Source organism: Pseudomonas sp. HY7a-MNA-CIBAN-0227 (assembly GCF_040310325.1).
In the GTDB taxonomy this organism is placed as follows: Bacteria; Pseudomonadota; Gammaproteobacteria; order Pseudomonadales; family Pseudomonadaceae; genus Aquipseudomonas.
The window spans coordinates 131079-157122 of the sequence record NZ_JBEOPT010000009.1 but is presented as its reverse complement, the minus strand read 5'-3'; the positions used below and the strand labels follow the sequence as shown (position 1 = coordinate 157122).

Here is a 26044-nt window from a genome sequence, read left to right as displayed (position 1 = left end):
GGGGCGGCCTGATGGCGCCTGCAACACCGTGAGGTAAGGGTCATGAATCGCTTTGTTTCTGTTCTGGCATTGAGTGGGATCGCCGTGCTCGCGGGCTGTGTCGCGCCGACGCCAAAGCCCAATGACCCGTACTACGCGCCGGTGCTGCCGCGCACGCCGCTGCCTGCGGCCGCCAACAATGGCTCGATCTACCAGGCCGGCTTCGAACAGAACCTGTACAGCGACCGCAAGGCGTTCCGTGTGGGCGACATCATCACCATCACCCTGAACGAGCGCACCACGGCCAGCAAGAATGCCAACTCCCAGGTGGCGAAAAACAGCAAGACCGGTATCGGCCTGAGTTCGTTGTTCGGCGGCGGCTTGAACACCAACAACCCGTTGGGCAGTGGTGATTTGAGCCTGGACGTTGGCTACAGCGGCGACCGCGCCACCAATGGCAGCAGCAAGGCCGGGCAGGGCAACAGCCTGGTTGGCTCGATCACTGTGACCGTCGCCGACGTATTGCCCAACGGCATCATTGCCGTGCGCGGCGAGAAGTGGATGACCCTCAACACCGGTGACGAACTGGTGCGCATTGCCGGCATGGTGCGGGCGGACGATATCGCCACCGACAATACTGTGCCATCGACGCGGATTGCCGATGCACGCATTACCTACTCGGGTACGGGTTCGTTTGCTGACGCCAGTCAGCCGGGCTGGTTTGACCGTTTCTTCCTTAGCCCGCTGTTCCCTTTCTAGGTGGTCCTCAAGGTGAATGCTTTGAAACTCAAACAGCTGATGGCAGCGGTGTTGTTGCTGGCCCTGAGCGCAGGCGTCCAGGCTGAGCGGCTCAAGGACATCGCCAGCATTTCCGGCGTGCGCACCAACCAGTTGATCGGCTACGGCCTGGTGGTGGGGCTCAACGGTACCGGTGACCAGACCACCCAGACCCCGTTCACCCTGCAGACCTTCAACAACATGCTTTCGCAGTTCGGCATCAAGGTGCCGGCAGGTTCGGGCAACGTGCAGTTGAAAAACGTCGCGGCCGTGTCGATCAGTGCCGACTTGCCGGCGTTCGCCAAGCCGGGCCAGGTGGTGGATATCACCGTGTCCTCCATCGGTAACTCGAAAAGCCTGCGGGGCGGCACCTTGCTGATGACGCCGTTGAAAGGTATCGACGGCAACGTCTATGCCATCGCTCAGGGCAACCTGGTGGTGGGCGGTTTTGACGCCGAAGGCCGCGACGGTTCGAAGATCACCGTCAACGTGCCCTCGGCCGGACGGATTCCTGGCGGTGCTTCGGTGGAGCGTACCGTGCCCAGCGGTTTCAACCAGGGCAACAGCCTGACCCTGAACCTCAATCGCTCCGACTTCACCACCGCGAAGCGCGTGGTGGACAAAATCAATGACCTGCTCGGCCCAGGCGTGGCCCAGGCCATCGACGGCGGCTCGATTCGCGTCACCGCGCCACTGGACCCGAGCCAGCGCGTCGACTATTTGTCGATCCTGGAAAACCTCGAAGTCGATCCGGGCCAGGCAGTGGCCAAGGTCATCATCAATTCGCGCACCGGTACCATCGTGATCGGCCAGAACGTCAAGGTCTCGCCGGCAGCGGTGACCCACGGCAGCCTGACCGTGACCATTACCGAAGACCCGATTGTCAGCCAGCCGGGGGCGCTGTCCAACGGCCAGACCGCCGTGGTTCCGCGCTCGCGCGTGAATGCCCAGCAAGAAGCCAAGCCGATGTTCAAGTTCGGTCCCGGCACCACCCTGGATGAAATTGTCCGTGCGGTGAACCAAGTGGGCGCCGCCCCAGGTGACTTGATGGCGATCCTCGAAGCCCTGAAACAGGCCGGCGCCTTGCAAGCCGACCTGATCGTGATTTGAGGCCGTAGCCATGGACATGCGTAAGAGCGGTTTAACCAGTACGGCGGACTCGGGTTCCTATTCCGACCTCAACCGGCTTAACCAGCTCAAGGTCGGCGACAAGAACAGCGAAGGCAACATGCGCAAGGTTGCGCAGGAATTCGAGTCGCTGTTCCTCAACGAGATGCTCAAGTCCATGCGCTCGGCCACCGAGGCCTTGGGCAAAGACAACCCGATGAATACCCCGGCGGCCAAGCAGTACCAGGAAATGTACGACCAGCAACTGGCGGTGTCGCTGTCCCGGGAGGGCGGTGGTATTGGCCTGGCGGACGTGCTGATGCGCCAGATGCAAAAGAACAAACCGGTGGAGGCTGCTGCTGCCTCGACCTTGCAAGGCCCGGAACAGGCGCCGAAGAAAGTCGACGTACCCACTCCGATTGCTGCTGGCACCCTGGCGGATGGCCCGCTGGGTCGCTCCAATGGCCAGCGTCCATTGTGGGCCTCTCGCGTGGCGGTAGCGGAACGGGTCGACGACGGCACCGTGCGCAATGACATGGCCCTGATGAACCAGCGGCGCATCTCGTTGCCGAGCAAGCTGACTGACCGACTGCTGGCCGGCATCGTGCCTGGCGCGGACGTCGCCAGCACCGCCAAGGCCGCGCCACTGCGTAACAGTGCCGCCGAAGATGGTGTGATCAATGGCGCGGCTCGCACCTTTGCCGTGCCGAGCAGCCGCATGCAGGTCTACGGCCGTGCCATGGCCCAGCCACCGCTGGCGCCGGCGAAGAAAGCCTTCAGCTCACAGGATGAATTTGTCGCCACCATGCTGCCGATGGCCAAGCAGGCCGCTGAGCGCATTGGCATCGACCCACGCTATCTGGTGGCCCAGGCGGCCCTGGAAACCGGTTGGGGTAAATCGGTGATGCGTCAGCAAGACGGCACCAGCAGCCACAACCTGTTCGGCATCAAGGCCGGTCAGAGTTGGCAGGGTGCTCAGGCGCGGGCGATCACCAGCGAGTTTCGTAATGGCGAGATGGTCAAGGAAACGGCGCAATTTCGCTCCTACGATTCTTACCAGGACAGCTTCCATGACCTCGTAACATTGCTGCAAAGCAATGAAAGATATAAAGAAGTCCTGAAGTCGGCCGATAAGCCGGAACAGTTTGTGCGCGAATTGCAAAAAGCCGGTTATGCAACCGATCCGGACTACGCCAGCAAGATTTCGCAGATAGCCAAAACGATGAACGGCTACCAGAACTACGCTGCCGCGGGCGCTTCCACTCATTTATAAGGTCTGAACCATGGGTTTGCTCAATATCGGGATGTCGGGGCTCAATGCGTCCCAAGGGTCGCTAGCGACCTTGAGTAACAACATTGCCAACGCCAAGACCCCGGGATACTCGCGTCAGCAGACCACCCAGAATGCCAACGGCAGCACGGGGTTCGATGGCGTATTTGTCGGTACCGGCACGACCCTGGCGGATGTACGCCGGGTCTACAACCAGTACCTGGACACCCAGTTGCAGACCACCACCTCGCTCAACAGCGACGCCAAGGCGTATCTGGATCAGATCGGTTCGGTGGACAAGCTGCTCTCGGACAAGACCACCGGTGTCGGCGCTGCCCTCAGCAGCTTCTTCGCCGCGTTGCAGACCTCGTCCTCCAACCCGAGCGACAACTCTGCGCGCCAACTGGTGCTGACCATCGCCCAGACCTTGGGCAACCGCTTCAATTCCATTGCTTCCGAGTTGAATAAGCAGAAGGAAGGCATCAACAGTCAGCTGGAAACCTTGACCGGCCAGGTCAACCAGCTGACGTCCTCCATCGCCTCCCTCAACCAGCAGATCAGCCAGGCCAAGGGTACGGGCAACGCTGAACCTGCGAACCTGCTGGATGCGCGCAATGAAGCAGTGCGTTCGCTTAATGAACTCGTGGGCGTGAGGGTTACTGAGGCCAACGGTCATTTCGACGTCAGCCTGGGCACCGGTCAGTCCCTGGTGTCGGACGGTATTTCCAACAAGTTGTCGGCGGTGCCGAGCCAGGACGACAAGAGCCAGTACTCGGTCATGCTGGCCAGCGGCTCGCAGCAGATGGACGTCAGTTCGGTCATCAGCGGCGGCACCATCGGTGGCTTGTTGCGTTATCGCAGCGATGTGCTGATGCCGGCCATCAACGACCTGGGCCGAACTGCCCTGGTGGTCTCCGAAAGCATCAACAGTCAGTTGGGCCAGGGCCTGGACGCCAATGGCCAGTTCGGTAACTTGCTGTTCAATAACATCAACAGTGCGACGGCTATTAGCCAGCGCAGTGTCGGCGGCCCGAACAACAGCAGCGCCGGCAACCTGAATGTGACCATCGCCGACGCCAGCAAGCTGTCGACACTCGATTACAAAGTGACCTTCTCCGACGCCAACAATTACACCGTGGTGCGCTCGGACGGCAAGGCCATGGGCTCTTTCAACACCACCACGACGCCGCCTCCGGTTATCGACGGTATCACCCTGGCCCTGGACGGCAAGGGTGCCATGGCCAACGGCGACACGTTCAAGGTCAGCCCCACCGCCAATGGTGCGACGGATCTCAAGGTTGTGATGACCGACCCGAACAAGTTGGCGTTCTCGGGCCCGTTGCTGGCCGAAGGCAATAAAAACAACAGCGGCACCGGTGTGTTCGGCGCACCGACCCTGTCCTTGCCACTGGACATCCACGGTGGCGCCACCACGGCCCAGCTGGAAGCGGCGATCAAGCAGTCGATGCCGGTTAAAATGGTCTTCGGCAAACCGGCCGCCGACGGCACCCAGAGCTATGTGGTTAACGACGCCAAAGGCAATGTCATCGGCAACGGCACCGTCATTCCGGGTCAGGACAACAAACTGACGATCAAGGTGCCGATGCTGGATTCGGCCGGCAACGTGATCAAGGACGCTGCCAACAATCCCATGACCTTTGGCGTAGACACTGTTATCAGTGGCGCGCCGAAAGATGGCGACAACTTCAGCGTGTCGTTCAATACCGGTGCTGCCCTGGACAACCGCAATGCCCTGCAACTGCTTGGCCTGCAAACCAAGAAAACCGTGGGTGCTACCGACGACAACGCAGGCGTGAGCATGACCACCGCCTACAGCCAGTTGGTGTCCGCGGTGGGCGGCAAGGCCAGCCAGGCCAATGTTGACAACAGTGCCACCGGCGCCATGCTGGACGCCGCCAAGGCCAGTCGCAGTTCGGTGTCCCAGGTCAACCTGGATGAAGAGGCGGGCGACATGATCAGATTCCAGCAGTACTACACCGCGTCGTCGCAGATCATCAAGGCTGCGCAAGAAACCTTCAGCACGCTGATCAACAGTCTTTAAGGGAGATTGAGACGATGCGCATCTCGACTGAACAGTATTTCAATACCAGTGCTTCGCGTTATTCGAACAACTTTTCCAACGTCACCAATACCCAGCAAAAGATTGACTCTGGCGTGCGTATCCAGACTGCCGCGGATGATCCGGTGGGCGCTGCGCGCTTGCTGCTGTTGCAACAACAGCAAGACATGCTGGGCCAGTACGCCGGCAATATGAGCAGCATGAAGAACTCGCTCAACAGCGAGGAAAGTGTGCTCGAAGGCATCAATACGGCCTTGCAGCGTGCCAGTGAATTGGCGCTAAAAGTGGCTGGTAAGGGCGGTGGCGGTATCAGCGATGATGACCGCAAGGCAGTGGCTTCGGAGATCGGCGAGATTGAAAAGCAGGTGTTTAGCCTACTCAACAGCAAGGATTCGTCCGGCCACTACCTGTTTGCCGGTGGCAAGAGCGATACGCCGCCGTATGCCCGCAACAGCGATGGTACCTACAGCTATCAGGGTGATGAAACACCGTTGAGCATGAAGATATCCGACACGTTGTCGATGGTGGCGAACGACACCGGCAAGAGCGTCCTGGAAGGCACGGCCAACGCCGGGCGTACTCAAGCGACGTTGCAGCCGCCAGCGGTCAATGATGGCAAGGTTTGGGTGTCGGCCGGCGCGGTGACGTCGCAGTCAAAATATGACAGCAGCTTCACCGAAGGCCAGCCGTACAAACTGACCTTCATCAGCAGCACCCAGTACACCGTGAGCGATTCGGCGGGCAAGGACATTACCTCCGAGACCGCCGGTAACGGCGTATTCGATGCGACCAAGGAAGGCAGTTCGTCCATCAGCCTGCGGGGCGTGAGCTTCGACGTCAGCCAGAACCTCAAGGACATCAAGCCCGGCGCCGACACTGATGCGGTGTACCAGGACCGGGTCTACACCCTGGAAGGCAAGCCGGACAGCTTCAACGTGTCGCGCACGCCGAGTAATACCTCCACCGCGCAGTTGGCGGCGGGCCAGGTCACCAGCCAGGCAGACTACTCAAGCACCTTCCCGAACAAAGGGGCGGTGATCAAGTTCACCTCGGCGACCGATTACGAGGTGTACGCCCAGCCAATAAATACCGACAGCAAGCCGGTGTCCAACGGCACCATGGTTCCTGGTACGCCGGCTATTCTCGGCCCTCCGGTCATCCCCGCGGTCCCCGCCAAAATCACCGCCGCCGGGGTGACCTTTGAGGTCAGCGGCGCACCGGGCATTGGCGATCAGTTTGCAGTGGGTTCCAGCACCCACAAGACCCAAAGCGCGCTGGATACCCTCAGCCAGTTGCGTCAGGCCCTGGAAACACCGTCCGATGGCGATCCGGTCGCCCAGGGCAAGCTGACCGATGTGGTCAACGCCACCATCACCAACCTGCAGGCCTCTTATGCCCAGGTGGACATGGTGCGTGGCTCCATTGGTGCGCGACTGAATTCACTGCAGATCCAGGAATCGGAAAACACCAGCATGGTACTGGCCAACAAGTCGACCATCTCGTCCATTGGCGACACGGACGTAGCCACGGTGTCGATTGACCTGGCCTTCCAGAAGGCGATGCTGGAAGCCTCGCAACTGGCGTTCGTGAAAATCTCCCAGTTGAGCCTGTTCAACAAGATGTAATGGGCGCTGGCACAAAACGGCCCACCCTGGAAACAGGGTGGGCCGTTGTCGTTTTAGGCGTGCGCAACTTCCAGGGTTTTGCACAAAGCGCACAAAATTGAGTGACCTATGAGTCATAAAGCGCATCTTCACTGTATCGTGTGAAAAGGATAGGCCACCGCCAGACCTCCGCCGAGTTGGATTTAGGGGCTTTGGTCAGTGAATGGATGGCCGCTTTCGGCGTGTTTTTTGCGGGGTTATCCCCTTTATTGTCAGCACTCCTGAATGCATTCAGGGGTGTTCTCCAGCTATTTAGTATTGGGAAGCCACAATGATTGGCATAAAAAGCATCGCCAGTTACGTGCCAGTAGATGGGCTTGATAACTACGCCCAGGGTGCCAAATTCGCCAAGGATGAAGAGTTCATCATTGGCAAGATCGGTTCAGCTTTTCTGCCGCGCAAGGATGCCGCGCAGGAAACCTCCGATCTGTGTGTCGAGGCAGTCAATGCCTTGTTTGCCAACAACCCAGGTTTGAAGCGCGAATCCATCGACGTGCTGATTGTCGTCACCCAGAACGGTGATGAAGAAGGCCTGCCTCATACCGCCGCCATCGTCCAGGACAAGCTGGGCCTGCCGACCCACGTGGCGGCCTTTGATATTTCCCTGGGTTGCTCCGGCTACGTCTACGGCATCTACGCCATGAAAGGTTTTATGGAAGCCACCGGCCTGAAAAACGGCCTGCTGGTGACCTCCGACCCGTACTCGAAGATCGTCGACCCCGAAGACCGCAACACCACCATGCTCTTCGGCGACGCCGCCACCGCCACCTGGATGGGCGAAGACGCGCCGTGGCAGCTGGGCAAGGCCAAGTTCGGCACCGATGGCTCCGGCGCACCGCATCTGAAGGTCAGCGACGGTGTGTTCTTCATGAATGGCCGCCAGGTTTTCAACTTCGCCCTGCTCAAGGTGCCGGCGCACCTGCACGAGCTGCTCAACGAGTCGGACCTCAAGGCCGACGAGATTGATGCGTTCTGCATCCACCAAGGCAGTGCGGCGATTGTCGACGCCGTGGCTCGGCGTTTCGAAGACGCGCCGGTAGAGAAGTTCATCAAAGATATGGTCGAGACCGGCAATACCGTGTCGTCGAGCATTCCTCTGTTGCTGGAAAAGCACGCGATGGGCTCCGACTGGAAGCGCGTGGCCATCAGTGGCTTCGGCGTGGGCCTGTCATGGGGCTCGGCGATTATCTATCGGCCGTGATGCCTTAATAGCGCTGCACAAAAAAACGCCCAGGTTCGAAAGAGCCTGGGCGTTTTTTATTGTGGCGAGCGGGCTTGCCCGCGTTGGGCTGCGCAGCAGCCCCAATTAAGGTCGCTGCGATCTATCAAAAAGATTGCAGTGGCTGGTTTTAGGGCCGCTTCGCGGCCCAACGCGGGCAAGCCCGCTCGCCACAACACGCTCACTTACCACAACAGCCTGCTCCTCACAGGAAACGGGCTTGCCACAAGAGTCGGGCTTGAGAGGGGGTGCAGGTGTCAGCAGCCTATGAATGCTGGGCTTTCCTGCCTCTGTAAGGCCTTGAATTGCAAGGAATGGCACGGGGCTAGTAAAAAATTTCAAAAAAAACCTCAAGCAACCTGCATTCACGACGATAACTATTACGAAGGTTCTCTAGGCCACACCCGGCGGTTGCCAGGGCCGGAAGCCGCAGTATCCAACTCTCGAGGATTTCGTCATGGCAATGTCCGTAAACACCAACATCACTTCCCTGGGCGTCCAGAAGAACCTGAACAAAGCATCCGACGCTTTGAGCACTTCGATGAACCGTCTGTCCTCCGGCCTGAAAATCAACAGCGCCAAAGACGACGCCGCCGGCATGCAGATCGCCAACCGTCTGGGCAACCAGGTCAAAGGCTTGAACGTAGCCATCGCCAACGCCAACAACGGTGTTTCCATCGCCCAGACTGCTGAAGGCGCGATGCAAGAATCCACCAACCTGCTGCAGCGTCTGCGTGAACTCGCCCTGCAGTCTGCTAACGGTGATAAAAGCGACGCTGACCGTGTTTCCCTGCAGCAAGAGTTCACCGCGAAAGTGGGCGAGCTGACCCGTATCTCCAACACCACTACTTTCGGTGGTCGTAACCTGCTGGATGGCTCGTTCAACAACGTTGGCTTCCAGATCGGCGCCAACGCCAACGAAACCATCTCGTTCGGTATGACTGACATCAGCGCTACTGGCCTGAAGGGTAACTTCAGCGAAGCTACCGTCAACAGTGCTGCCTTGGCTGGTTTGAGCGCTACTGCTACAGGTTCGGTGTTGCCATTGCCTCCGGAGGCTAGCGTAACGGGTTCGGCGCCCCTGCTGACTGCCAACACCGACAAGATCACCATCAACGGTACACAAATTACCCTGACTGGTGGTGCTGCTGGTACTGCTTCAGGTATCGCCACTGCTGCTGATATCAACGGTGCAACGGCTACTACCGGCGTTACTGCTGTTGCTGATGCTACAACCGGCGCTCTGACCTTAACTTCGAAGAGTGACATCGTTCTTTCTGAAGCGACTGCCGGTATGCTGGCCAAGACTGGCTTGGCGGTTGGTACTACACCTAGGGCCCCACAAGCTAGCGTAACGGGCGCTGCGAACACGGCGACTACCGCTGGCGACCAAATCACCATCAACGGTACAGACATCACGCTGACTGCTGCACTTATTGGCAAGGCTGCTGGTGACGCAGCAGTAACCGAGATCAACAAGAAAACGGCTGAGACCGGCGTTACAGCTACTGCCAACGCTACTGGTGTTCTGACCCTGACCTCAATGAAAGACATCACCATTAGTGGCGCTACCGCCAAGCTGGCTACGGTTGGCTTGACGGCTTCGACCACTGGTGCATGGGATAAAGAGGTAATGGGAAGCATTGGTGCCATCACTGTTAACGGCAAGGATGTATCGTGGACTGCAGCTTCCACAATGAAAACCGTACTGTCTGATCTCGCGGCTTCAGCAGGCACAGGCGCTACCGCAACCGTTAAAGAAGGTCGTGTGACCCTCACTTCGGGCGACGGTAAAGACATCAAGCTGGCCAATACTTCCAGCGGCTCGCTGTCTCAGTTGGGCCTGTCGGCTGGCACTTCCCAAGCCAAGTTGAAAGACGACACCTCCATTGATGTCAACGGTGTTGAAGTCAAGTTCAAGAAGGGCGATACCTCCGATGCGATCGTGGCTTCGATCAACAGCGCCAGCACCGGTGTAAACGCCAGCAAAAACGCTGACGGTACTCTGAATCTGTTCGCTGACAAAGACATCACCGTCAAGGACGGCAGCGCTGGTACCGGTCTGGCAGCATTGGGCTTGAAAGCTGTCTCCGCTGCTGGCACCAAGGCTGCTGTGACCATGGAAACCACCGTTTCTGACTTGAACATCCTGTCGTCTGCCACTTCGCAGCAAGCAGTTCAGGCTCTGGACGATGCCATGCAGCAGATTGACAGCCAGCGTTCGCAGCTGGGTGCGGTGCAAAACCGTTTCGCCAGCACCGTGGCCAACCTGCAGAGCATTTCGCAGAACTCCACTGCCGCCAAAGGCCGTGTAGAAGACGCTGACTTCGCTTCCGAAGCCGCTGAACTGACTAAGCAACAAACCCTGCAACAGGCTTCCACCGCGATCCTGTCCCAGGCTAACCAACTGCCATCCGCTGTACTGAAGCTGCTTCAGTAATCTCGGCTAGCGGTTAAATAACGGAAGGGCGCGTATACGTGCCCTTCCGTTTTTTCAGTTTGGAGGTGATGAAATGGACATGAGCATCAAGCTGAACGCGTCTTACCCGGCTGGCGCAACCCCGGCCAATCAGGCCAATAATGTCTCTACTGCTCAGGCCAAGCCTGCGGTTGAGACTGAGCCGGCCTCCGCCGAGGAGCCGCAACGCATGGCACTGGAAAAGGCTGTAACCGATATTCGTGAGTTTGTGCAGGCGACCCAACGTAACCTGGACTTCTCCATCGATGACAGCACCGGCAAAGTGGTCGTCAAAGTCATCGCCACCGACAGCGGTGAAGTGATTCGACAGATTCCATCGGAGACCGCGCTGAAGCTGGCGCAGAACCTGAGCGATGCCAGCAGCCTGCTGTTTGAAGCAAAGGCTTGAGTTGGCACGAAACATGTTTCTGATTGCTGCTTGGGCGTTAGTACGCCAATAAAGCGGCAGCCGCAGGGCAAGGAGAATAGCAAATGGCTAGTTCAACGATTTCCGGCCCAGGTTCGGGCTACGACACGCAAGCCATCGTCAAGGCGTTGGTGGGTGCTGAGCAGGCGCCCAAGCTGGCCCAGATCACCGCTCAGCAAAAAGACACGACCATCCAGCTGTCGGCTGTCGGTTCGGTGAAGAGCGCGCTGGAAACTTACCGGGCGGCGATCACCAAGTTGAACAACGTGGCCTCGTTCAACGGGCTGGCCGCTACTACCTCTGAAGAAAAAAACGTCAAGGTCACCCTGGGTGAAGGCGCGTCCAGCGGTAAATACACTGTGCAGGTCACGGACCTGGCAACTTCTTCGAAAGTCACCAGCAAGGTGATCGAGGGCGGTGCTTCGGGCAAGGCCAATGCCAGCGATGAAACTCAGACGCTGACCATTAACCAGTCGGGTAAAAGTTACGACGTGCTGGTTCCGGGTGGTGCGACGCTGCAGCAGTTGCGCGAATCCATCAATACCCAGCTTTCCGCCCAAGGCATCAGCGCCAACGTGCTGAGTGATGCCAATGGCGCACGTCTGGTCATCGGCTCCAACACCAGTGGCGTAGGCACCGACATCACCCTCAGCGGTGACTCGGACCTGGCCACCGGTTACGACGCGGGTAAGCCGGCGCAGAACGCCAAGTACACCATCGACGACATCGCGATGGAGTCCACCAGCAACAAGGTGACTTCCGCCATCAGTGGTGTGACCCTGGATCTGGTGGCTGTTGAAAAGGACAAACCGACCACCATCACCGTGGCCAGCAACACCGACACGCTGAAGACCTCGGTGCAGTCGTTCGTCACCGCTTACAACGCCCTGATGACCTCCATCAATACCCAGACCAAGGTCACCGCCACGGGCGATGCCTCCACTACCACGGCGGGCGCCTTGACCGGCGATGCGTCGATGCGTCAGTTGGTTGCCAGCTTGCGCAGTGAGCTGGTCAACGGATCGGGGGCGGGCACCATCAGCAGTCTGGCCCAGATGGGTATCACCACCGACCAGAAAACCGGGTTGCTGAGCCTGGAAGACAAAACGTGGGACAAGGCGGTGGTTAAAGGTGCTGGCGATATTGCCAAGCTGTTCACCGGTGATACCGGTTTGATTTCCCGCATGAACAAGACAACTGCTAGCTATGTCGGCACCACCGGCACTCTGGCGTCGCGGGTAACGGACCTCAACACCAAGCTAACCGACCTGACCACCCAGAAGACCGACCTGGATCGGCGCATGGAGGCCTTGCAGAAATCCTTGAGCGCCAAGTACACGGCGATGGATACGATGATCGCCCAGATCAACGCCAGCAGCTCCAGCATCATGACCACCCTCAACTCGTTGAACAATCCGAAGTCGAGCTGATTTTTCGAGGCGTTTAACGCCCCGAAAAAGCATATGCCGGTGGTCCGGGTCTTGAAGTCTGGATTAAAGTTTTTTGCGGTGCAGTCGAAAAACTGGTTAAGCAAACCTATTCGACTGTGGCCTGTAACTGAGGTAACAACATGAACCCTATGAGAGCCCTTCGCCAATACCAGAAGGTCAATTCCCATGCGCAGGTGTCCGAGGCCAGTCCTCATCGCCTGATCCAGATGCTGATGGAAGGCGGCCTGGAGCGTCTGGCCCAGGCCAAGGGTGCAATGGCGCGTGGCGATATCCCGCAAAAGTGCCTGCTGATGTCCAAGGCCATCGACATCATTACCGGCCTGCGTCAGGGCCTGGATGAAGAGAAGGCTGAAGACCCGGCCGCGATCCAGCGCCTCGCCAGCCTGTACGACTATATGAATACACGCCTGGCGCAAGCCAATGTGAGCAACGACCCGGAAATTATCGACGAAGTCGCTCGTCTGCTGATTACCGTAAAAGAAGGCTGGGATGCCATCGCAACACAATAAGGCCTGAGGCCTTGAGGTACACGTCATGAGCCATGCACTGCAACGCATTGATGAAACCCGCGAAGCCTTGATCGACGCGTTGGCAGAGCGTAACTGGGACGCCATTGGCGAACTGGACCTGGGCTGCCGTAACGTGATTGACGACGTGCTCAGCGAGGCGCCGGTCGACGAGGATGCCCTGCGGGAAAAACTGGAGAGCCTGCTGGTGGTTTACCAGCAGTTGCTTGAGGTGACGACCGGGGAGCGCCAGGCGATTTTCGAAGAGATGTCGCAGATCAATCGAGCGAAGAGTGCGTCAAAGGTTTACCATCTGTTCGGTTGATCTGGCTCAGTTAATCCGAACTAGCGCGTCATAAATTTGACTGTGCACATTTTTTTGACTTAACTAGTGCTATTTCAGACGTCAGGTGGCCGTAGCGCAGAAAATGCCTACAGCTATCTAGATTGCCCCGAATCGAGGGCATTTGAGTTTTACTAGGGAAGTTGTTATTGCATGTGGCGTGAAACCAAAATTCTGCTGATCGATGACGATAGCGTTCGCCGCCGCGACCTGGCGGTGATCTTGAATTTTCTTGGCGAAGAAAATCTGCCCTGCGGCAGCCACGATTGGCAGCAGGCGGTCAGCTCTTTGTCGTCGAGCCGTGAAGTCATTTGTGTGCTGATCGGGACGGTAAACGCTCCTGGCGCAATTCTGGGCTTGTTAAAGACACTCTCAACCTGGGATGAGTTCCTTCCAGTGTTGCTAATGGGTGATATTTCTTCTGTCGAGCTTCCGGAAGACCAGCGCCGCCGCGTCCTTTCCACCCTGGAAATGCCCCCCAGCTACAGCAAATTGCTCGACTCCCTGCACCGTGCCCAGGTCTATCGCGAGATGTACGACCAGGCCCGCGAGCGCGGACGTCACCGCGAACCCAACCTGTTCCGCAGCCTCGTCGGCACCAGCCGTGCCATCCAGCATGTGCGCCAGATGATGCAGCAAGTGGCTGATACCGATGCCAGCGTACTGATCCTCGGCGAGTCGGGTACCGGCAAGGAAGTGGTCGCGCGAAACCTGCATTACCATTCCAAACGCCGCGACGGGCCTTTTGTGCCGGTCAACTGTGGGGCGATTCCTGCAGAGCTGCTGGAAAGCGAACTGTTCGGCCACGAAAAGGGCGCCTTTACCGGGGCGATCACCAGCCGTGCCGGGCGTTTTGAACTGGCCAATGGCGGCACCCTGTTCCTCGACGAAATCGGCGACATGCCGCTGCCGATGCAGGTCAAGCTGTTGCGAGTCCTGCAAGAGCGCACCTTCGAGCGCGTGGGCAGCAACAAGACCCAGAATGCCGACGTGCGCATCATCGCCGCGACCCACAAGAACCTCGAAAGCATGATCGAGGTCGGCAGCTTCCGCGAAGACCTGTACTACCGCCTCAACGTATTCCCCATCGAGATGGCACCCCTGCGTGAGCGCGTGGAAGACATCCCGTTGCTGATGAATGAGCTGATCTCGCGCATGGAGCACGAAAAACGCGGCTCCATCCGTTTCAACTCGGCGGCGATCATGTCCCTGTGCCGCCACGGCTGGCCGGGCAACGTCCGCGAGTTGGCCAACCTGGTGGAGCGCATGGCGATCATGCACCCGTATGGGGTCATCGGCGTGGTCGAGTTGCCGAAGAAATTCCGCTACGTCGACGACGAAGACGAGCAACTGGTGGACAGCCTGCGCAGCGATCTCGAAGAGCGGGTGGCCATCAACGGCCACACCCCGGACTTCGGCGCCACCGCCATGCTGCCGCCCGAAGGCCTGGACTTGAAGGACTACCTCGGCAGCCTGGAACAAGGGCTGATCCAACAGGCGCTGGACGACGCCAATGGTATCGTTGCCCGTGCCGCCGAGCGCCTGCGCATCCGTCGCACCACCCTGGTGGAGAAGATGCGCAAGTACGGCATGAGCCGTCGTGAAGGTGATGAACAGGCGGATGATTGACGCCTGTTTTTCAATGCATTGATATATAAGTAGTTTTTTTTAGGCACGGGTATTGCTACAGCTCTCGCAACGTTCCGTTTAACTGACGGTCAGCCAAGCGAGAGAGCACGATGCCCCACGTCGCCCAACTATCTTCAGTCCCTGACACTCAGGGGCCTTCCGTAGAGCAGATCAGCCGGCTTGGGCTTGAGCAGGCGTTCTCGCTGTTCAGCCAGATGTCCAGTCAGTTGACCGATTCCTACAGCCTGCTGGAGGCCCGGGTTTCTGAGCTCAAAGGCGAGTTGGCGGTGGTCAGTGCCCAGCGCATGGCAGAGCTGGCCGAGAAAGAGCGCTTGGCCAACCGTCTGCAAAACCTCCTCGACCTGTTGCCCGGTGGCGTTATCGTCATTGACGATCAGGGCCGCGTGCGTGAAGCCAACCCGGCGGCCTGCGACTTGCTGGGTTTGCCACTGGAAGGCGAGCTATGGCGCCATGTCATTGCCCGCTGCTTTGCGCCGCGCGAAGACGACGGTCATGAAATTTCCCTCAAGGACGGTCGCCGGCTGTCCATCGCCACCCGTTCCCTGGACGCCGAGCCCGGCCAATTGGTCTTGCTCAACGACCTGACTGAAACCCGTCACCTGCAGGATCAACTGGCGCGCCATGAACGCCTGTCGTCCCTGGGGCGAATGGTCGCTTCTCTGGCGCATCAGATTCGTACCCCGCTGTCGGCCGCGCTGATCTACGCCAGTCATTTGACTGACGAGCAATTACCGGCGGCCACTCATCAGCGTTTTGCCGGTCGGCTCAAGGAGCGTCTGCACGAGCTTGAGCATCAGGTGCGCGACATGCTGGTATTTGCCCGCGGCGAGTTGCCGCTGACCGACCGCGTCACGCCGTCGGCGCTGATGCAGTCCCTGCAAGCCGCTGCGGCCACCCATATTCAAGATGTGTCGGTACGTTGGCAGTGCGACAGCCATCTGGGGGAGTTGCTGTGCAATCGCGACACGCTGGTGGGTGCGCTGCTCAACTTGATTGAAAACGCGACCCAGGCCAGCGGCCCCGGTGCGCGGCTCAAGGTGCACCTGTACACCCGCGCCGGCACCTTGCGGCTGTGTATCAGCGACAGCGGCAGCGGGATCGAGCCGCTGGTGTTACAACGCCTGGGCGAGCCCTTTTTCACCACTAAAACCAACGGTACCGGCCTGGGCCTGACCGTGGTCAAGGCAGTGGCGCGTGCGCATCAGGGAGAATTGCAGCTGCGTTCCCGGTTGGGTCGCGGCACCTGTGCGCTGATGACGCTGCCGCTGTTTTCAAGCGCGCCAAGCGCGGAGTAAAGGTAAATGGCTATCAAGGTTTTATTGGTTGAAGACGATCGCGCCCTGCGTGAAGCATTGGCTGACACGCTGTTGTTGGCGGGCCATGACTACCGGGCGGTCGGTTCTGCCGAGGAAGCCTTGGAGGCTGTAGAGCACGAATCCTTTAGCCTGGTGGTTAGCGACGTCAACATGCCGGGCATGGACGGCCACCAGTTGCTCAGCCTGTTGCGCGCCCGCCAACCGCAATTGCCGGTGCTGCTGATGACTGCCCACGGCGCCGTCGAGCGCGCTGTGGATGCCATGCGTCAGGGCGCGGCGGACTACCTGGTAAAACCCTTCGAGCCCAAGGCCTTGATCGAACTGGTCGCCCGTCACGCCCTTGGCACTCTCGGTGCCGCCGATGGTGAAGGCCCGATTGCCTTTGAACCGGCCAGTGCTCAATTGCTGGAACTGGCGGCCCGTGTGGCGCGCAGTGATTCCACGGTGCTGATCTCTGGCGAGTCCGGCACTGGCAAGGAAGTGCTGGCGCGTTATATCCACCAGCAATCCCACCGCGCCAGCCAGCCGTTTATCGCCATCAACTGTGCGGCGATCCCCGACAACATGCTCGAAGCCACCTTGTTCGGCCATGAAAAAGGCTCCTTCACCGGTGCTATCGCTGCACAAGCCGGCAAGTTTGAACAGGCCGACGGCGGCACCATCCTGCTCGATGAAATTTCGGAAATGCCCCTGGGCCTGCAAGCCAAGTTGCTGCGGGTGCTGCAGGAACGCGAAGTGGAGCGGGTCGGCGCACGCAAGCCGATTCAGCTGGATATCCGCGTGGTCGCCACCACCAACCGTGATCTGTCGGGCGAAGTGGCGGCGGGGCGCTTTCGTGAAGACTTGTTCTACCGGCTCTCGGTGTTCCCTCTGGCCTGGCGCCCTTTGCGCGAGCGCCCGGCGGATATCATCCCGCTGGCCGAGCGTCTGCTGAGCAAGTACGTTAATAAAATGAAGCATGCCCAGGCGCGGTTGTCGGCCGAAGCCCAGGCGTGCCTGATCAGCTATCCGTGGCCGGGCAATGTGCGCGAGCTGGACAATGCGATCCAGCGTGCATTGATTTTGCAGCAGGGCGGCTTGATCCAGCCTCAGGACTTTTGCCTGGTGTTGGGTAACAGCAGCAGTGGCGCTGCGCCGCTACCCAGCCTGGCTGTCCCGCCGGTTGAAGCCGCTCCCGCCGAATCGGCTGGCGCATTGGGCGACGACCTGCGCCGCCGCGAATTCCAGATGATCATCGACACCCTGCGCTCCGAGCGCGGCCGTCGCAAAGAGGCTGCCGAGCGGCTGGGCATCAGCCCGCGGACCTTGCGCTACAAGCTGGCGCAAATGCGCGATGCCGGGATGGACGTGGAAGCCTACCTTTTCGCCACCTGAAAATTCCCCACATGAAAACCTTGGGGGCGACAGGATTAGTCGTCTTTTCTTACAGGTAGCCACGGAGCTGGCACCCTTGTTGCTACCACCCTACTAACCGCAGACGTAGTGTCAAAAAATTGCGGGCCGTCGGAGAGAGAAGTTCATGAGCCAAGGTGTTGAGTTCAATCGGTTGATGTTGGATATGCGCTCCATGCAAATGGATGCCATGGCTAGCTCGAAATCCGTCACGCAAGTGCCGGAATTGGGCAAGAGCAACTTTGCCGACATGCTCGGTCAAGCCATCAACAAGGTCAGCGATACCCAACAGGCTTCCAGCCAATTGGCGACTGCCTTCGAGATCGGCAAGAGCGGCGTGGACCTGACCGACGTGATGATCGCCTCGCAAAAGGCCAGCGTTTCCTTCCAGGCCTTGACCCAGGTGCGCAACAAGCTGGTTCAGGCCTATCAAGACATCATGCAGATGCCGGTTTAAGGACGATTTGAGTCATGGCAGAAGCAGTCGTGGATAACGCACCCGCTAAGACAGACGGCAAACCGCCGCTGTTTGGCCTGTCGTTCCTGGAAAACCTTTCCGAGATGACCATGTTGCGTCAGGTAGGCCTGATGGTCGGCCTGGCTGCCAGCGTGGCGATTGGTTTTGCCGTGGTGCTGTGGTCCCAGCAACCCGATTACCGGCCGCTCTACGGCAGCCTGGCGGGTATGGACGCCAAGCAGATCATGGAAACCCTGGCCACCGCCGACATCGCCTACACCGTCGAGCCCAATTCCGGCGCGTTGCTGGTAAAAGCCGATGACGTATCCCGTGCGCGGATGAAACTGGCGGCAGCCGGCGTCACCCCCACCGACGGCAATATCGGTTTTGAAATCCTCGACAAGGACCAGGGCCTGGGTACCAGCCAGTTTATGGAAGCCACCCGCTACCGTCGTGGCCTGGAAGGCGAGCTGGCACGCACCATCTCCAGCCTGAATAATGTCAAGGGTGCCCGCGTGCACCTGGCGATTCCGAAAAGCTCGGTGTTTGTGCGCGATGAACGCAAACCCAGCGCCTCGGTCTTGGTTGAGCTGTTTTCCGGCCGCTCCCTTGAGCCTGGCCAGGTCCTGGCGATCATCAACCTGGTGGCCACCAGCGTTCCCGAGTTGAGCAAGTCGCAAATCACCGTGGTCGACCAGAAGGGCAACCTGCTCTCCGACCAGGCGGAAAACTCCGCACTGACCATGGCCGGCAAGCAGTTCGACTACAGTCGTCGTATGGAAAGCATGCTGACCCAGCGGGTGCATAACATCCTGCAACCGGTGTTGGGCAATGATCGCTACAAGGCTGAAGTGTCCGCCGACGTGGACTTCAGCGCGATCGAGTCGACGTCCGAGCAGTTCAACCCGGACCAGCCGGCGCTGCGCAGTGAGCAATCGACCAGCGAACAACGCACCGCCAGCAGTGGCCCGCAAGGCGTGCCCGGCGCCCTGAGCAATCAGCCGCCAGCCCCGGCTTCGGCCCCGCAAACCACAGGTGGTGCTGCGGCTACCGCTGCCGCGATCCAGCCCGGCCAGCCGCTGCTCGACGCCAACGGCCAGCAGATTATGGACCCAGCCACCGGCCAGCCGATGCTTGCGCCGTACCCTGCGGACAAACGTCAACAGTCCACCAAGAACTTCGAGCTGGACCGTTCCATTAGCCACACCAAGCAGCAACAAGGTCGCTTGAATCGCCTGTCGGTGTCGGTGGTGGTGGATGATCAGGTCAAGATCAACGCCGCCAACGGCGAAACCAGCCGCGCACCGTGGAGCACCGACGAATTGGCGCGCTTCACCCGCCTGGTGCAGGACGCCGTGGGCTTTGATGCCAGCCGTGGCGACAGCGTCAGCGTGATCAACATGCCGTTCTCCCTGGAGCGCGGTGAAGTGATCGCTGAGACCCCGTTCTACTCGATGCCATGGTTCTGGGATATCGTCAAACAAGTACTGGGTGTGCTGTTCATCCTGGTGCTGGTGTTCGGCGTGCTGCGCCCGGTGCTCAACAACATCACCGGCCACGGCAAGAAGCAACTGGCACCCTTTGGCGGTAGCGATGTCGAGTTGGGTGGCATGGGCGGCCTGGATGGTGAACTGGCCAACGACCGAGTCAGCCTCGGCGGCCCGCAAAGCATCTTGCTGCCTAGCCCGAGCGAAGGCTATGACGCACAGTTGAACGCAATCAAGAGTTTGGTGGCAGAAGATCCGGGTCGTGTGGCCCAGGTCGTGAAAGAGTGGATTAACGCAGATGAGTGATAGTCGAGCTGCTGTAGCCAAACTCTCCAAGGTCGACAAAGCCGCCGTGCTGCTGCTGTCCCTGGGGGAAACCGACGCCGCCCAAGTGCTGCGACATATGGGGCCCAAAGAGGTTCAGCGTGTTGGCGTGGCCATGGCGCAAATGCGCAATGTGCACCGCGAGCAGGTCGAACAGGTGATGAGCGAGTTCGTCGAGATCGTCGGCGACCAGACCAGCCTGGGCGTCGGTTCCGACAGCTATATTCGCAAGATGCTCACCTCAGCCCTCGGCGAGGACAAGGCCAACGGCCTGATCGACCGCATCCTGCTGGGCGGCAACACCAGCGGCCTCGACAGCCTGAAGTGGATGGAACCCCGTGCCGTGGCGGACGTGATCCGCTACGAACACCCGCAGATCCAGGCCATTGTCGTGGCGTATCTGGACCCGGACCAGGCTGGCGAAGTGCTTGGTCATTTCGACCACAAGGTACGTCTGGACATCATCCTGCGGGTCTCGTCGTTGAACACCGTGCAACCGGCGGCCTTGAAAGAGCTGAACACCATTCTCGAGAAGCAATTCTCGGGCAACTCCAACGCCTCGCGCACCACCCTGGGTGGCATCAAGCGTGCGGCGGACATCATGAACTTCCTCGACAGCTCCATCGAGGGCCAGTTGATGGACTCGATCCGCGAGATCGACGACACCCTGTCCGTGCAGATCGAAGACCTTATGTTTGTCTTCAACAACCTGTCGGATGTCGACGACCGTGGCATCCAGGCGCTGCTGCGCGAAGTCTCCTCCGATGTGCTGGTACTTGCCCTTAAAGGCTCGGATGAGGGCGTCAAGGAAAAGATCTTCAAGAACATGTCCAAGCGGGCATCCGAACTGTTGCGCGACGACCTGGAGGCCAAGGGCCCGGTACGCGTCAGCGATGTGGAAACCGCGCAGAAGGAAATCCTCACCATTGCCCGCCGTATGGCCGAAGCCGGAGAAATCGTTCTCGGCGGGAAGGGCGGCGAAGAAATGATCTAAGGCGCCGCACATGTCGAACAAAGATGAGACGCCCAGTGATTTGATTCGCGCCCGGGATGTCGGCGGGTTTGACGTCTGGTCGCTGCCCAGCTTCGACCCGCACCGGCCCGAGCCCGAGCCGGAACCTGTTGAAGAAACCCCGGTGGAAATGGAAGAAGTGCCCCTGGACGAAGTCCAGCCACTGACCCTGGAAGAGCTGGAAAGCATTCGTCAGGAGGCTTACAACGAAGGCTTTGCCACCGGCGAGAAAGAAGGCTTCCATAGCACCACTCTCAAGGTCCGCCAGGAAGCTGACGCCGCCCTGAGCGCCAAGCTGGCCAGCCTGGAACGGTTGATGGGCAACTTGTTTGCGCCCATCGCCGACCAGGATTCGCAGATCGAAAAGGCCATGGTCGGCCTGGTGGAACAGATCACTCGCCAGGTGATCCAGCGCGAGCTGAAGATGGACTCGACCCAGATCGAAAGCGTCATGCGCGAAGCCCTCAAGTTGCTGCCGTTGGGCGTGGGCAATGTGCGCCTGTACATCAATCCCCAGGATTTCGAGCAGGTCAAAGGCCTGCGCGAACGCCATGAGGAAACCTGGCGCATCGTTGAAGATGCCGCGCTGCAGCCGGGCGGTTGCCGGGTCGAGACCGAACACAGCCGTATCGATGCCACCGTCGAGACGCGTATCAGCCAGATCATGGCCAAACTTTTTGACCAGTTGCACGAGCAGGCGCTGCACCCGGCGGCAGCTGATCTGCATCTTGAATTAAACGACGACCTGGACGCTTCTGATGCGCCTTGATCGCACCAGCTTCGCCAAGCGCCTGGGCGGCTATGTCGAAGTCGCCGAATTGCCGGGCCAGCCAATCCTCGAAGGTCGGCTGCTGCGCATGGTCGGCCTGACCCTGGAAGCCGAAGGCCTGCGCGCTGCCATGGGCAGCCGCTGCATGGTGATCAACGACGACAGCTATCACCCGGTGCAGGTCGAGGCGGAAGTGATGGGCTTCTCCGGCAACAAGATTTTCCTGATGCCCGTTGGCAGTCTCGCCGGTATCGCTCCCGGGGCGCGGGTCGTGCCATTGGCCGACACCGGCCGCTTGCCCATGGGCATGGGCATGCTTGGCCGGGTACTCGACGGCGCCGGTCGCGCCCTCGACGGTAAGGGCGGGATGAAAGCCGAAGACTGGGTGCCGATGGACGGTCCCACCATCAACCCCCTCAAGCGCAACCCCATCAGCCAGCCGCTGGACGTGGGCATTCGCTGCATCAACGGTTTATTGACGGTGGGCCGCGGCCAGCGCCTGGGCCTGTTCGCCGGTACCGGCGTGGGCAAGAGTGTGCTGCTGGGCATGATGACCCGTTTTACCGAGGCCGACATTATCGTGGTCGGGCTGATCGGTGAGCGGGGCCGCGAGGTCAAGGAATTCATCGAGAACATTCTCGGCGAAGAAGGCCTCAAGCGCTCCGTGGTGGTTGCCTCGCCGGCGGATGATGCGCCGCTGATGCGCTTGCGCGCAGCGATGTACTGCACGCGTATCGCCGAATATTTTCGCGACAAGGGCAAGAATGTCCTGTTACTGATGGACTCCCTCACGCGTTTCGCCCAGGCCCAGCGGGAAATCGCCCTGGCCATCGGCGAGCCGCCGGCCACCAAGGGTTATCCTCCATCGGTGTTCGCCAAGCTGCCCAAGCTGGTGGAACGCGCCGGTAATGCCGAGGCCGGTGGTGGTTCGATCACGGCGTTCTACACGGTGCTGTCCGAAGGTGATGACCAGCAGGACCCAATAGCCGACTCGGCCCGGGGCGTGCTCGACGGCCACATCGTGTTGTCCCGGCGCTTGGCGGAGGAAGGACACTACCCGGCCATCGACATCGAAGCGTCCATCAGTCGGGTGATGCCGTCGGTGGTCAGCCCTGAACATATGGCCCGGGCCCAGCAGTTCAAGCAATTGTGGTCGCGCTATCAGCAGAGTCGCGACCTGATCAGCGTTGGCGCCTACGTGCCCGGCGGTGATCGCGAGACTGACCTGGCGATTGCCCTGCAACCGCAGTTGGTCACCTACCTGCGCCAGGGCCTCAACGACAACATCAGCATGGCCGAGAGCGAAGGGCACCTGGCGTCGGTGTTCGCACCTGCGCCCGGCGGTTAAGCCGTGGCTACAAGTCGCGCAGCCCGCCTGGCGCCAGTGGTGGAGATGGCCGAAAGCGCCGAACGCACCGCCGTCCAGCGGTTGGGGCATTTCCAGGGCCAGGTGCGCCTGGCGGAAAGCAAGCTGGGCGACCTGGAGCGCTTTCGCGGCGAATACCAGCAGCAATGGATCGCCCGCGGCAGCCACGGGGTTTCCGGGCAGTGGCTGATGAATTACCAGTACTTCCTTAACCAACTGGAAACGGCTGTCGGCCAGCAGCGCCAAAGCCTGGTCTGGCACCAGAACAACCTCGACAAGGCCCGCGAAGGCTGGCAACAGGCCTACGCCCGGGTCGAAGGCCTGCGCAAGCTGGTGCGGCGCTACATCGAAGAAGCCCGCACCCTGGAAGACAAGCGCGAGCAGAAGCTGCTGGATGAATTGTCCCAGCGCTTGCCGCGCCAAGACGTCTATTAGCTATTGCACCGACTCCTACATGGATTTGCCCACATCCCCTTCACCTGCTAAACCTTGTTGCACATTGCCAATGACAAGGAAGCAGTTGTATGTCAGTTGCTACAGAAGTATCCGCAGACGGGCAAAAGGTGACGATTTCGATCAAGGGGCGATTCGATTTCGGCAAGCATCAAGAGTTTCGCGATTCCTACGAACACATCGCCAAGAAGCCCGAGACTTACGTCGTGGATTTGAAAGAAGCCACCTACCTCGACAGCTCCGCGCTGGGCATGCTTCTGCTGCTGCGCGACTACGCCGAGGGCCAGGGCCGGGAGCCTGACGTGCGTGTAATCAATAGCAGCTGCGACGTACGTAAAATCCTCGCCATCTCCAACTTCGACAAACTGTTCGACATCAGTTGAGCACCTTGGCCCCGGTGCTCGAAGCCCTGACCGTCCTGATCGCCGAAGACAGCGCCGCCGACCGTCTGTTGCTGTCGACCATCGTCCGCCGCCAGGGCCATTTGGTGCTTACCGCCAGCAATGGTCAGGAAGCCGTGGAGGTGTTCGCTCGCGAGCGCCCGCAATTGGTCTTGATGGATGCGCTGATGCCGGTGATGGACGGCTTTGAGGCTGCCCGGCAGATCAAGCACCTGGCGGGGGAGGCGCTGGTGCCGATCATCTTCCTCACCTCCCTGCGCGAGAGCGAAGCCCTGGCCCGGTGCCTGGACGCCGGTGGTGACGACTTCCTGGCCAAGCCTTACAACCAAGTGATCCTGGCGGCGAAGATCAACGCCATGGATCGTCTGCGCCGCTTGCAGGCCACGGTGTTGCAGCAGCGCGACCTAATTGCTCGGCACAACGACTACCTGCTCCATGAGCAGCGGGCGGCCAAGGCGGTGTTCGACAAGGTTGCCCATTCCGGCTGCCTCAATGCAGCGTCGAATATTCGTTATCTGCAATCGCCCTATGCCTTGTTCAACGGTGACCTGTTGCTGGCGGCCTATACGCCCTCTGGCGATATGCACGTTTTATTGGGCGACTTTACCGGCCATGGCCTTCCGGCAGCTATCGGCGCGATGCCGCTCGCGGAAGTGTTCTACGGTATGACCGCCAAGGGCTACGGCCTGGCGCAAACCCTGCGGGAAATGAACGCCAAGCTCAAACGTATCCTGCCGGTGGATATGTTCTGCTGCGCGACGTTGTTGTGCCTGAGCGCCCAGCGCCGGATGGTGGAAGTATGGAACGGCGGCATGCCCGACGGCTATGTGCATGAGGTAGCCAGCGGCCGGCGCACGCCGCTGGTGTCGCGGCATTTACCCTTGGGGGTGCTGGCGGCCGAGTCCTTTAGTGATCGCACCGAGGTCTGGCCGATGGCGTTGGGCGACCGGGTCTTCTTGTTGTCCGATGGTGTGCTCGATACCGCCGACGCCAATGAACAGTTGTTTGGTGCCGAGCGGTTACTGCAGGTATTTGCTGCCAATCGCCAGCCTGAACAGCTGTTCGAAGAAATCGAACAGGCCCTCGCCGGTTTTCGCGGCCAGGTGCGGGACGACATCAGCATGGTGGAAGTCAGCCTGCTGCCCGACCAGCCCTTGCGGTCGCCGACCATGGTCTACTCCGACAGCGGCCAGTCGTGCCCGCTGGATTGGTCGGTGAGCTTCGAGTTTCGCGCCGAGACCCTCAAGCGTTACAACCCGTTGCCGTATTTGCTGCAGTTGCTGCTGGAAATCCACGGCTTGCGGGGGCAGAGCGGGGCGCTGTACAGCGTAATGGCCGAGCTGTATTCCAACGCTCTGGAGCACGGCGTGCTGGGCCTGGACTCGCGCCTCAAGCGTGACGCCCAGGGTTTCGCCAACTATTACCGCCAGCGCAACGAGCGCCTGGGGCAGTTGGACAGCGGCTTTGTGCGAGTGCATGTCAACGTGGTGCCGACGCCGGTGGGTGGTTGCCTGACCCTGCGTATCGAAGACAGTGGGCCAGGCTTTGACGTAGAGCAGGTGCTGGCGCGGCCGCTGGACGTCGACCGTCTGTCCGGCCGCGGCCTGAGCCTGGTCCGCCAGCTCAGTGGCGATGTACGCTGGTCGGACGGTGGGCGCAGTGTCTGCGTAGAGTTTTCCTGGGAGGCTCTGGCATAATCGCGCCGATTCTTGATCAAGGAGCGAGCAAGTGGCAGAGATTCATTTGGACCCTGATGTGTTGATGGGTTTGCAGGAAGTAATGGAAGGCGAGTATCCGAAACTGCTGGATACGTTTTTGGATGACTCGCAAAAACGCGTACAAGCGCTGCGTGATGCTCGCAATGATGCCAACACCTTGGGCAAGATTGCCCATAGTTTCAAAGGCAGCAGTGGCAACCTCGGGGCTTTACGCCTGGCGGAGCTGTGTCGGCGATTGGAAGATGAATCGGCGAAGCAGGCGCAGGTTGGCTTGGGGGCGCTGGTGGACGAGATTGATCATGAGTTTGCCTTTATACGGCCGTTATATGAGCACGAGCGTCAGCGCTTCCAGCTCTGATCCCCGCGAGAGTCGAAGCCTTGCATAAACCTGGCCCGGCTCTTGCTCTACCTCTTCTTA

General features: G+C 59.8%; 23 protein-coding genes. All 23 read left to right on the top strand.

What is annotated here, in order from left to right:
• Positions 1 to 42: 42 nt before the first annotated feature.
• The 23 genes from flgH to AAEZ06_RS16770 all read left to right on the top strand — a co-directional run bounded on the left by flgH (position 43) and on the right by AAEZ06_RS16770 (position 25984).
• Positions 43 to 738 (top strand): flagellar basal body L-ring protein FlgH, encoded by a 696-nt coding sequence (gene flgH / locus AAEZ06_RS16880; protein WP_133099164.1) that lies wholly within the window; start codon positions 43 to 45, stop codon positions 736 to 738.
• Positions 739 to 777: 39 nt separating this feature from the next.
• Positions 778 to 1866 carry a flagellar basal body P-ring protein FlgI gene (locus AAEZ06_RS16875; RefSeq protein WP_133099453.1) on the top strand — a complete coding sequence of 363 codons (1089 nt, stop codon included), beginning with the start codon at positions 778 to 780 and terminating at the stop codon, positions 1864 to 1866.
• Positions 1867 to 1876: 10 nt separating this feature from the next.
• Positions 1877 to 3136 (top strand): flagellar assembly peptidoglycan hydrolase FlgJ, encoded by a 1260-nt coding sequence (flgJ, locus tag AAEZ06_RS16870; protein WP_149411372.1) that lies wholly within the window; start codon positions 1877 to 1879, stop codon positions 3134 to 3136.
• A gap of 10 nt (positions 3137 to 3146) precedes the next feature.
• Entirely contained in the window at positions 3147 to 5195 is a 2049-nt protein-coding gene (gene flgK / locus AAEZ06_RS16865) for a flagellar hook-associated protein FlgK (RefSeq protein ID WP_350615289.1), read from the top strand.
• A 14-nt stretch (positions 5196 to 5209) separates the two neighbouring features.
• Positions 5210 to 6838, top strand: coding sequence for a flagellar hook-associated protein 3 (locus AAEZ06_RS16860; protein ID WP_350615287.1), 1629 nt, complete (start codon positions 5210 to 5212; stop codon positions 6836 to 6838).
• Positions 6839 to 7148: 310 nt separating this feature from the next.
• Entirely contained in the window at positions 7149 to 8078 is a 930-nt protein-coding gene (locus tag AAEZ06_RS16855; protein WP_350615285.1) for a ketoacyl-ACP synthase III, read from the top strand.
• Between the two features lie 475 nt (positions 8079 to 8553).
• On the top strand, positions 8554 to 10536 hold the full coding sequence (locus AAEZ06_RS16850) for a flagellin N-terminal helical domain-containing protein (protein ID WP_350615283.1): 1983 nt from the start codon (positions 8554 to 8556) through the stop codon (positions 10534 to 10536).
• 73 nt (positions 10537 to 10609) lie between these two features.
• Positions 10610 to 10963, top strand: a complete 354-nt coding sequence (locus tag AAEZ06_RS16845) for a flagellar protein FlaG (RefSeq protein ID WP_350615281.1) — start codon at positions 10610 to 10612, stop codon at positions 10961 to 10963.
• An 83-nt stretch (positions 10964 to 11046) separates the two neighbouring features.
• Complete coding sequence (gene fliD / locus AAEZ06_RS16840; protein ID WP_350615279.1) at positions 11047 to 12411, top strand: flagellar filament capping protein FliD; 1365 nt, start codon at positions 11047 to 11049, stop codon at positions 12409 to 12411.
• A 140-nt stretch (positions 12412 to 12551) separates the two neighbouring features.
• Positions 12552 to 12941, top strand: coding sequence for a flagellar export chaperone FliS (gene fliS, locus AAEZ06_RS16835; protein ID WP_350615277.1), 390 nt, complete (start codon positions 12552 to 12554; stop codon positions 12939 to 12941).
• A 25-nt stretch (positions 12942 to 12966) separates the two neighbouring features.
• A complete protein-coding gene (gene fliT / locus AAEZ06_RS16830) occupies positions 12967 to 13263 on the top strand; it encodes a flagellar protein FliT (protein WP_149411379.1) in 297 nt (98 codons plus the stop codon).
• A 171-nt stretch (positions 13264 to 13434) separates the two neighbouring features.
• Entirely contained in the window at positions 13435 to 14910 is a 1476-nt protein-coding gene (locus tag AAEZ06_RS16825; protein WP_149411380.1) for a sigma-54 dependent transcriptional regulator, read from the top strand.
• A 110-nt stretch (positions 14911 to 15020) separates the two neighbouring features.
• Complete coding sequence (locus AAEZ06_RS16820) at positions 15021 to 16226, top strand: sensor histidine kinase (RefSeq protein ID WP_350615274.1); 1206 nt, start codon at positions 15021 to 15023, stop codon at positions 16224 to 16226.
• Between the two features lie 6 nt (positions 16227 to 16232).
• On the top strand, positions 16233 to 17621 hold the full coding sequence (locus AAEZ06_RS16815) for a sigma-54-dependent transcriptional regulator (protein ID WP_350615272.1): 1389 nt from the start codon (positions 16233 to 16235) through the stop codon (positions 17619 to 17621).
• Between the two features lie 145 nt (positions 17622 to 17766).
• Positions 17767 to 18096: a flagellar hook-basal body complex protein FliE gene (gene fliE, locus AAEZ06_RS16810; RefSeq protein WP_133099151.1), complete on the top strand. Its 330-nt coding sequence runs from the start codon at positions 17767 to 17769 to the stop codon at positions 18094 to 18096.
• 14 nt (positions 18097 to 18110) lie between these two features.
• Positions 18111 to 19889: a flagellar basal-body MS-ring/collar protein FliF gene (gene fliF / locus AAEZ06_RS16805; RefSeq protein ID WP_350615270.1), complete on the top strand. Its 1779-nt coding sequence runs from the start codon at positions 18111 to 18113 to the stop codon at positions 19887 to 19889.
• A complete protein-coding gene (gene fliG / locus AAEZ06_RS16800; protein WP_133099149.1) occupies positions 19882 to 20901 on the top strand; it encodes a flagellar motor switch protein FliG in 1020 nt (339 codons plus the stop codon). Before fliF ends, fliG begins: the two co-directional genes overlap by 8 nt.
• A gap of 10 nt (positions 20902 to 20911) precedes the next feature.
• Positions 20912 to 21688, top strand: coding sequence for a flagellar assembly protein FliH (fliH, locus tag AAEZ06_RS16795; RefSeq protein ID WP_149411384.1), 777 nt, complete (start codon positions 20912 to 20914; stop codon positions 21686 to 21688).
• Positions 21678 to 23036 (top strand): flagellar protein export ATPase FliI, encoded by a 1359-nt coding sequence (fliI, locus tag AAEZ06_RS16790; RefSeq protein WP_149411385.1) that lies wholly within the window; start codon positions 21678 to 21680, stop codon positions 23034 to 23036. The genes fliH and fliI overlap by 11 nt, the downstream gene beginning before the upstream one ends.
• 3 nt (positions 23037 to 23039) lie before the next feature.
• The gene (fliJ, locus tag AAEZ06_RS16785) at positions 23040 to 23489 is read left to right on the top strand and encodes a flagellar export protein FliJ (protein WP_133099146.1); all 450 of its coding nucleotides are present in this window, start codon (positions 23040 to 23042) and stop codon (positions 23487 to 23489) included.
• A gap of 89 nt (positions 23490 to 23578) precedes the next feature.
• Entirely contained in the window at positions 23579 to 23890 is a 312-nt protein-coding gene (locus AAEZ06_RS16780) for an STAS domain-containing protein (RefSeq protein ID WP_149411386.1), read from the top strand.
• Complete coding sequence (locus AAEZ06_RS16775; protein ID WP_350615266.1) at positions 23887 to 25605, top strand: ATP-binding SpoIIE family protein phosphatase; 1719 nt, start codon at positions 23887 to 23889, stop codon at positions 25603 to 25605. Before AAEZ06_RS16780 ends, AAEZ06_RS16775 begins: the two co-directional genes overlap by 4 nt.
• A 31-nt stretch (positions 25606 to 25636) precedes the next feature.
• Positions 25637 to 25984: an Hpt domain-containing protein gene (locus tag AAEZ06_RS16770; RefSeq protein ID WP_149411388.1), complete on the top strand. Its 348-nt coding sequence runs from the start codon at positions 25637 to 25639 to the stop codon at positions 25982 to 25984.
• Positions 25985 to 26044: the final 60 nt, after the last annotated feature.

Excerpts from the sequence above, each read along its gene's own strand:
- flgH (WP_133099164.1), top strand. The coding sequence starts at position 43 with ATGAATCGCTTTGTTTCTGTTCTGGCATTGAGTGGGATCGCCGTGCTC.
- AAEZ06_RS16875 (WP_133099453.1), top strand. The coding sequence starts at position 778 with ATGGCAGCGGTGTTGTTGCTGGCCCTGAGCGCAGGCGTCCAGGCTGAG.
- flgJ (WP_149411372.1), top strand. The coding sequence starts at position 1,877 with ATGGACATGCGTAAGAGCGGTTTAACCAGTACGGCGGACTCGGGTTCC.
- flgK (WP_350615289.1), top strand. The coding sequence starts at position 3,147 with ATGGGTTTGCTCAATATCGGGATGTCGGGGCTCAATGCGTCCCAAGGG.
- AAEZ06_RS16860 (WP_350615287.1), top strand. The coding sequence starts at position 5,210 with ATGCGCATCTCGACTGAACAGTATTTCAATACCAGTGCTTCGCGTTAT.
- AAEZ06_RS16855 (WP_350615285.1), top strand. The coding sequence starts at position 7,149 with ATGATTGGCATAAAAAGCATCGCCAGTTACGTGCCAGTAGATGGGCTT.
- AAEZ06_RS16850 (WP_350615283.1), top strand. The coding sequence starts at position 8,554 with ATGGCAATGTCCGTAAACACCAACATCACTTCCCTGGGCGTCCAGAAG.
- AAEZ06_RS16845 (WP_350615281.1), top strand. The coding sequence starts at position 10,610 with ATGGACATGAGCATCAAGCTGAACGCGTCTTACCCGGCTGGCGCAACC.
- fliD (WP_350615279.1), top strand. The coding sequence starts at position 11,047 with ATGGCTAGTTCAACGATTTCCGGCCCAGGTTCGGGCTACGACACGCAA.
- fliS (WP_350615277.1), top strand. The coding sequence starts at position 12,552 with ATGAACCCTATGAGAGCCCTTCGCCAATACCAGAAGGTCAATTCCCAT.
- fliT (WP_149411379.1), top strand. The coding sequence starts at position 12,967 with ATGAGCCATGCACTGCAACGCATTGATGAAACCCGCGAAGCCTTGATC.
- AAEZ06_RS16825 (WP_149411380.1), top strand. The coding sequence starts at position 13,435 with ATGTGGCGTGAAACCAAAATTCTGCTGATCGATGACGATAGCGTTCGC.
- AAEZ06_RS16820 (WP_350615274.1), top strand. The coding sequence starts at position 15,021 with ATGCCCCACGTCGCCCAACTATCTTCAGTCCCTGACACTCAGGGGCCT.
- AAEZ06_RS16815 (WP_350615272.1), top strand. The coding sequence starts at position 16,233 with ATGGCTATCAAGGTTTTATTGGTTGAAGACGATCGCGCCCTGCGTGAA.
- fliE (WP_133099151.1), top strand. The coding sequence starts at position 17,767 with ATGAGCCAAGGTGTTGAGTTCAATCGGTTGATGTTGGATATGCGCTCC.
- fliF (WP_350615270.1), top strand. The coding sequence starts at position 18,111 with ATGGCAGAAGCAGTCGTGGATAACGCACCCGCTAAGACAGACGGCAAA.
- fliG (WP_133099149.1), top strand. The coding sequence starts at position 19,882 with ATGAGTGATAGTCGAGCTGCTGTAGCCAAACTCTCCAAGGTCGACAAA.
- fliH (WP_149411384.1), top strand. The coding sequence starts at position 20,912 with ATGTCGAACAAAGATGAGACGCCCAGTGATTTGATTCGCGCCCGGGAT.
- fliI (WP_149411385.1), top strand. The coding sequence starts at position 21,678 with ATGCGCCTTGATCGCACCAGCTTCGCCAAGCGCCTGGGCGGCTATGTC.
- AAEZ06_RS16780 (WP_149411386.1), top strand. The coding sequence starts at position 23,579 with ATGTCAGTTGCTACAGAAGTATCCGCAGACGGGCAAAAGGTGACGATT.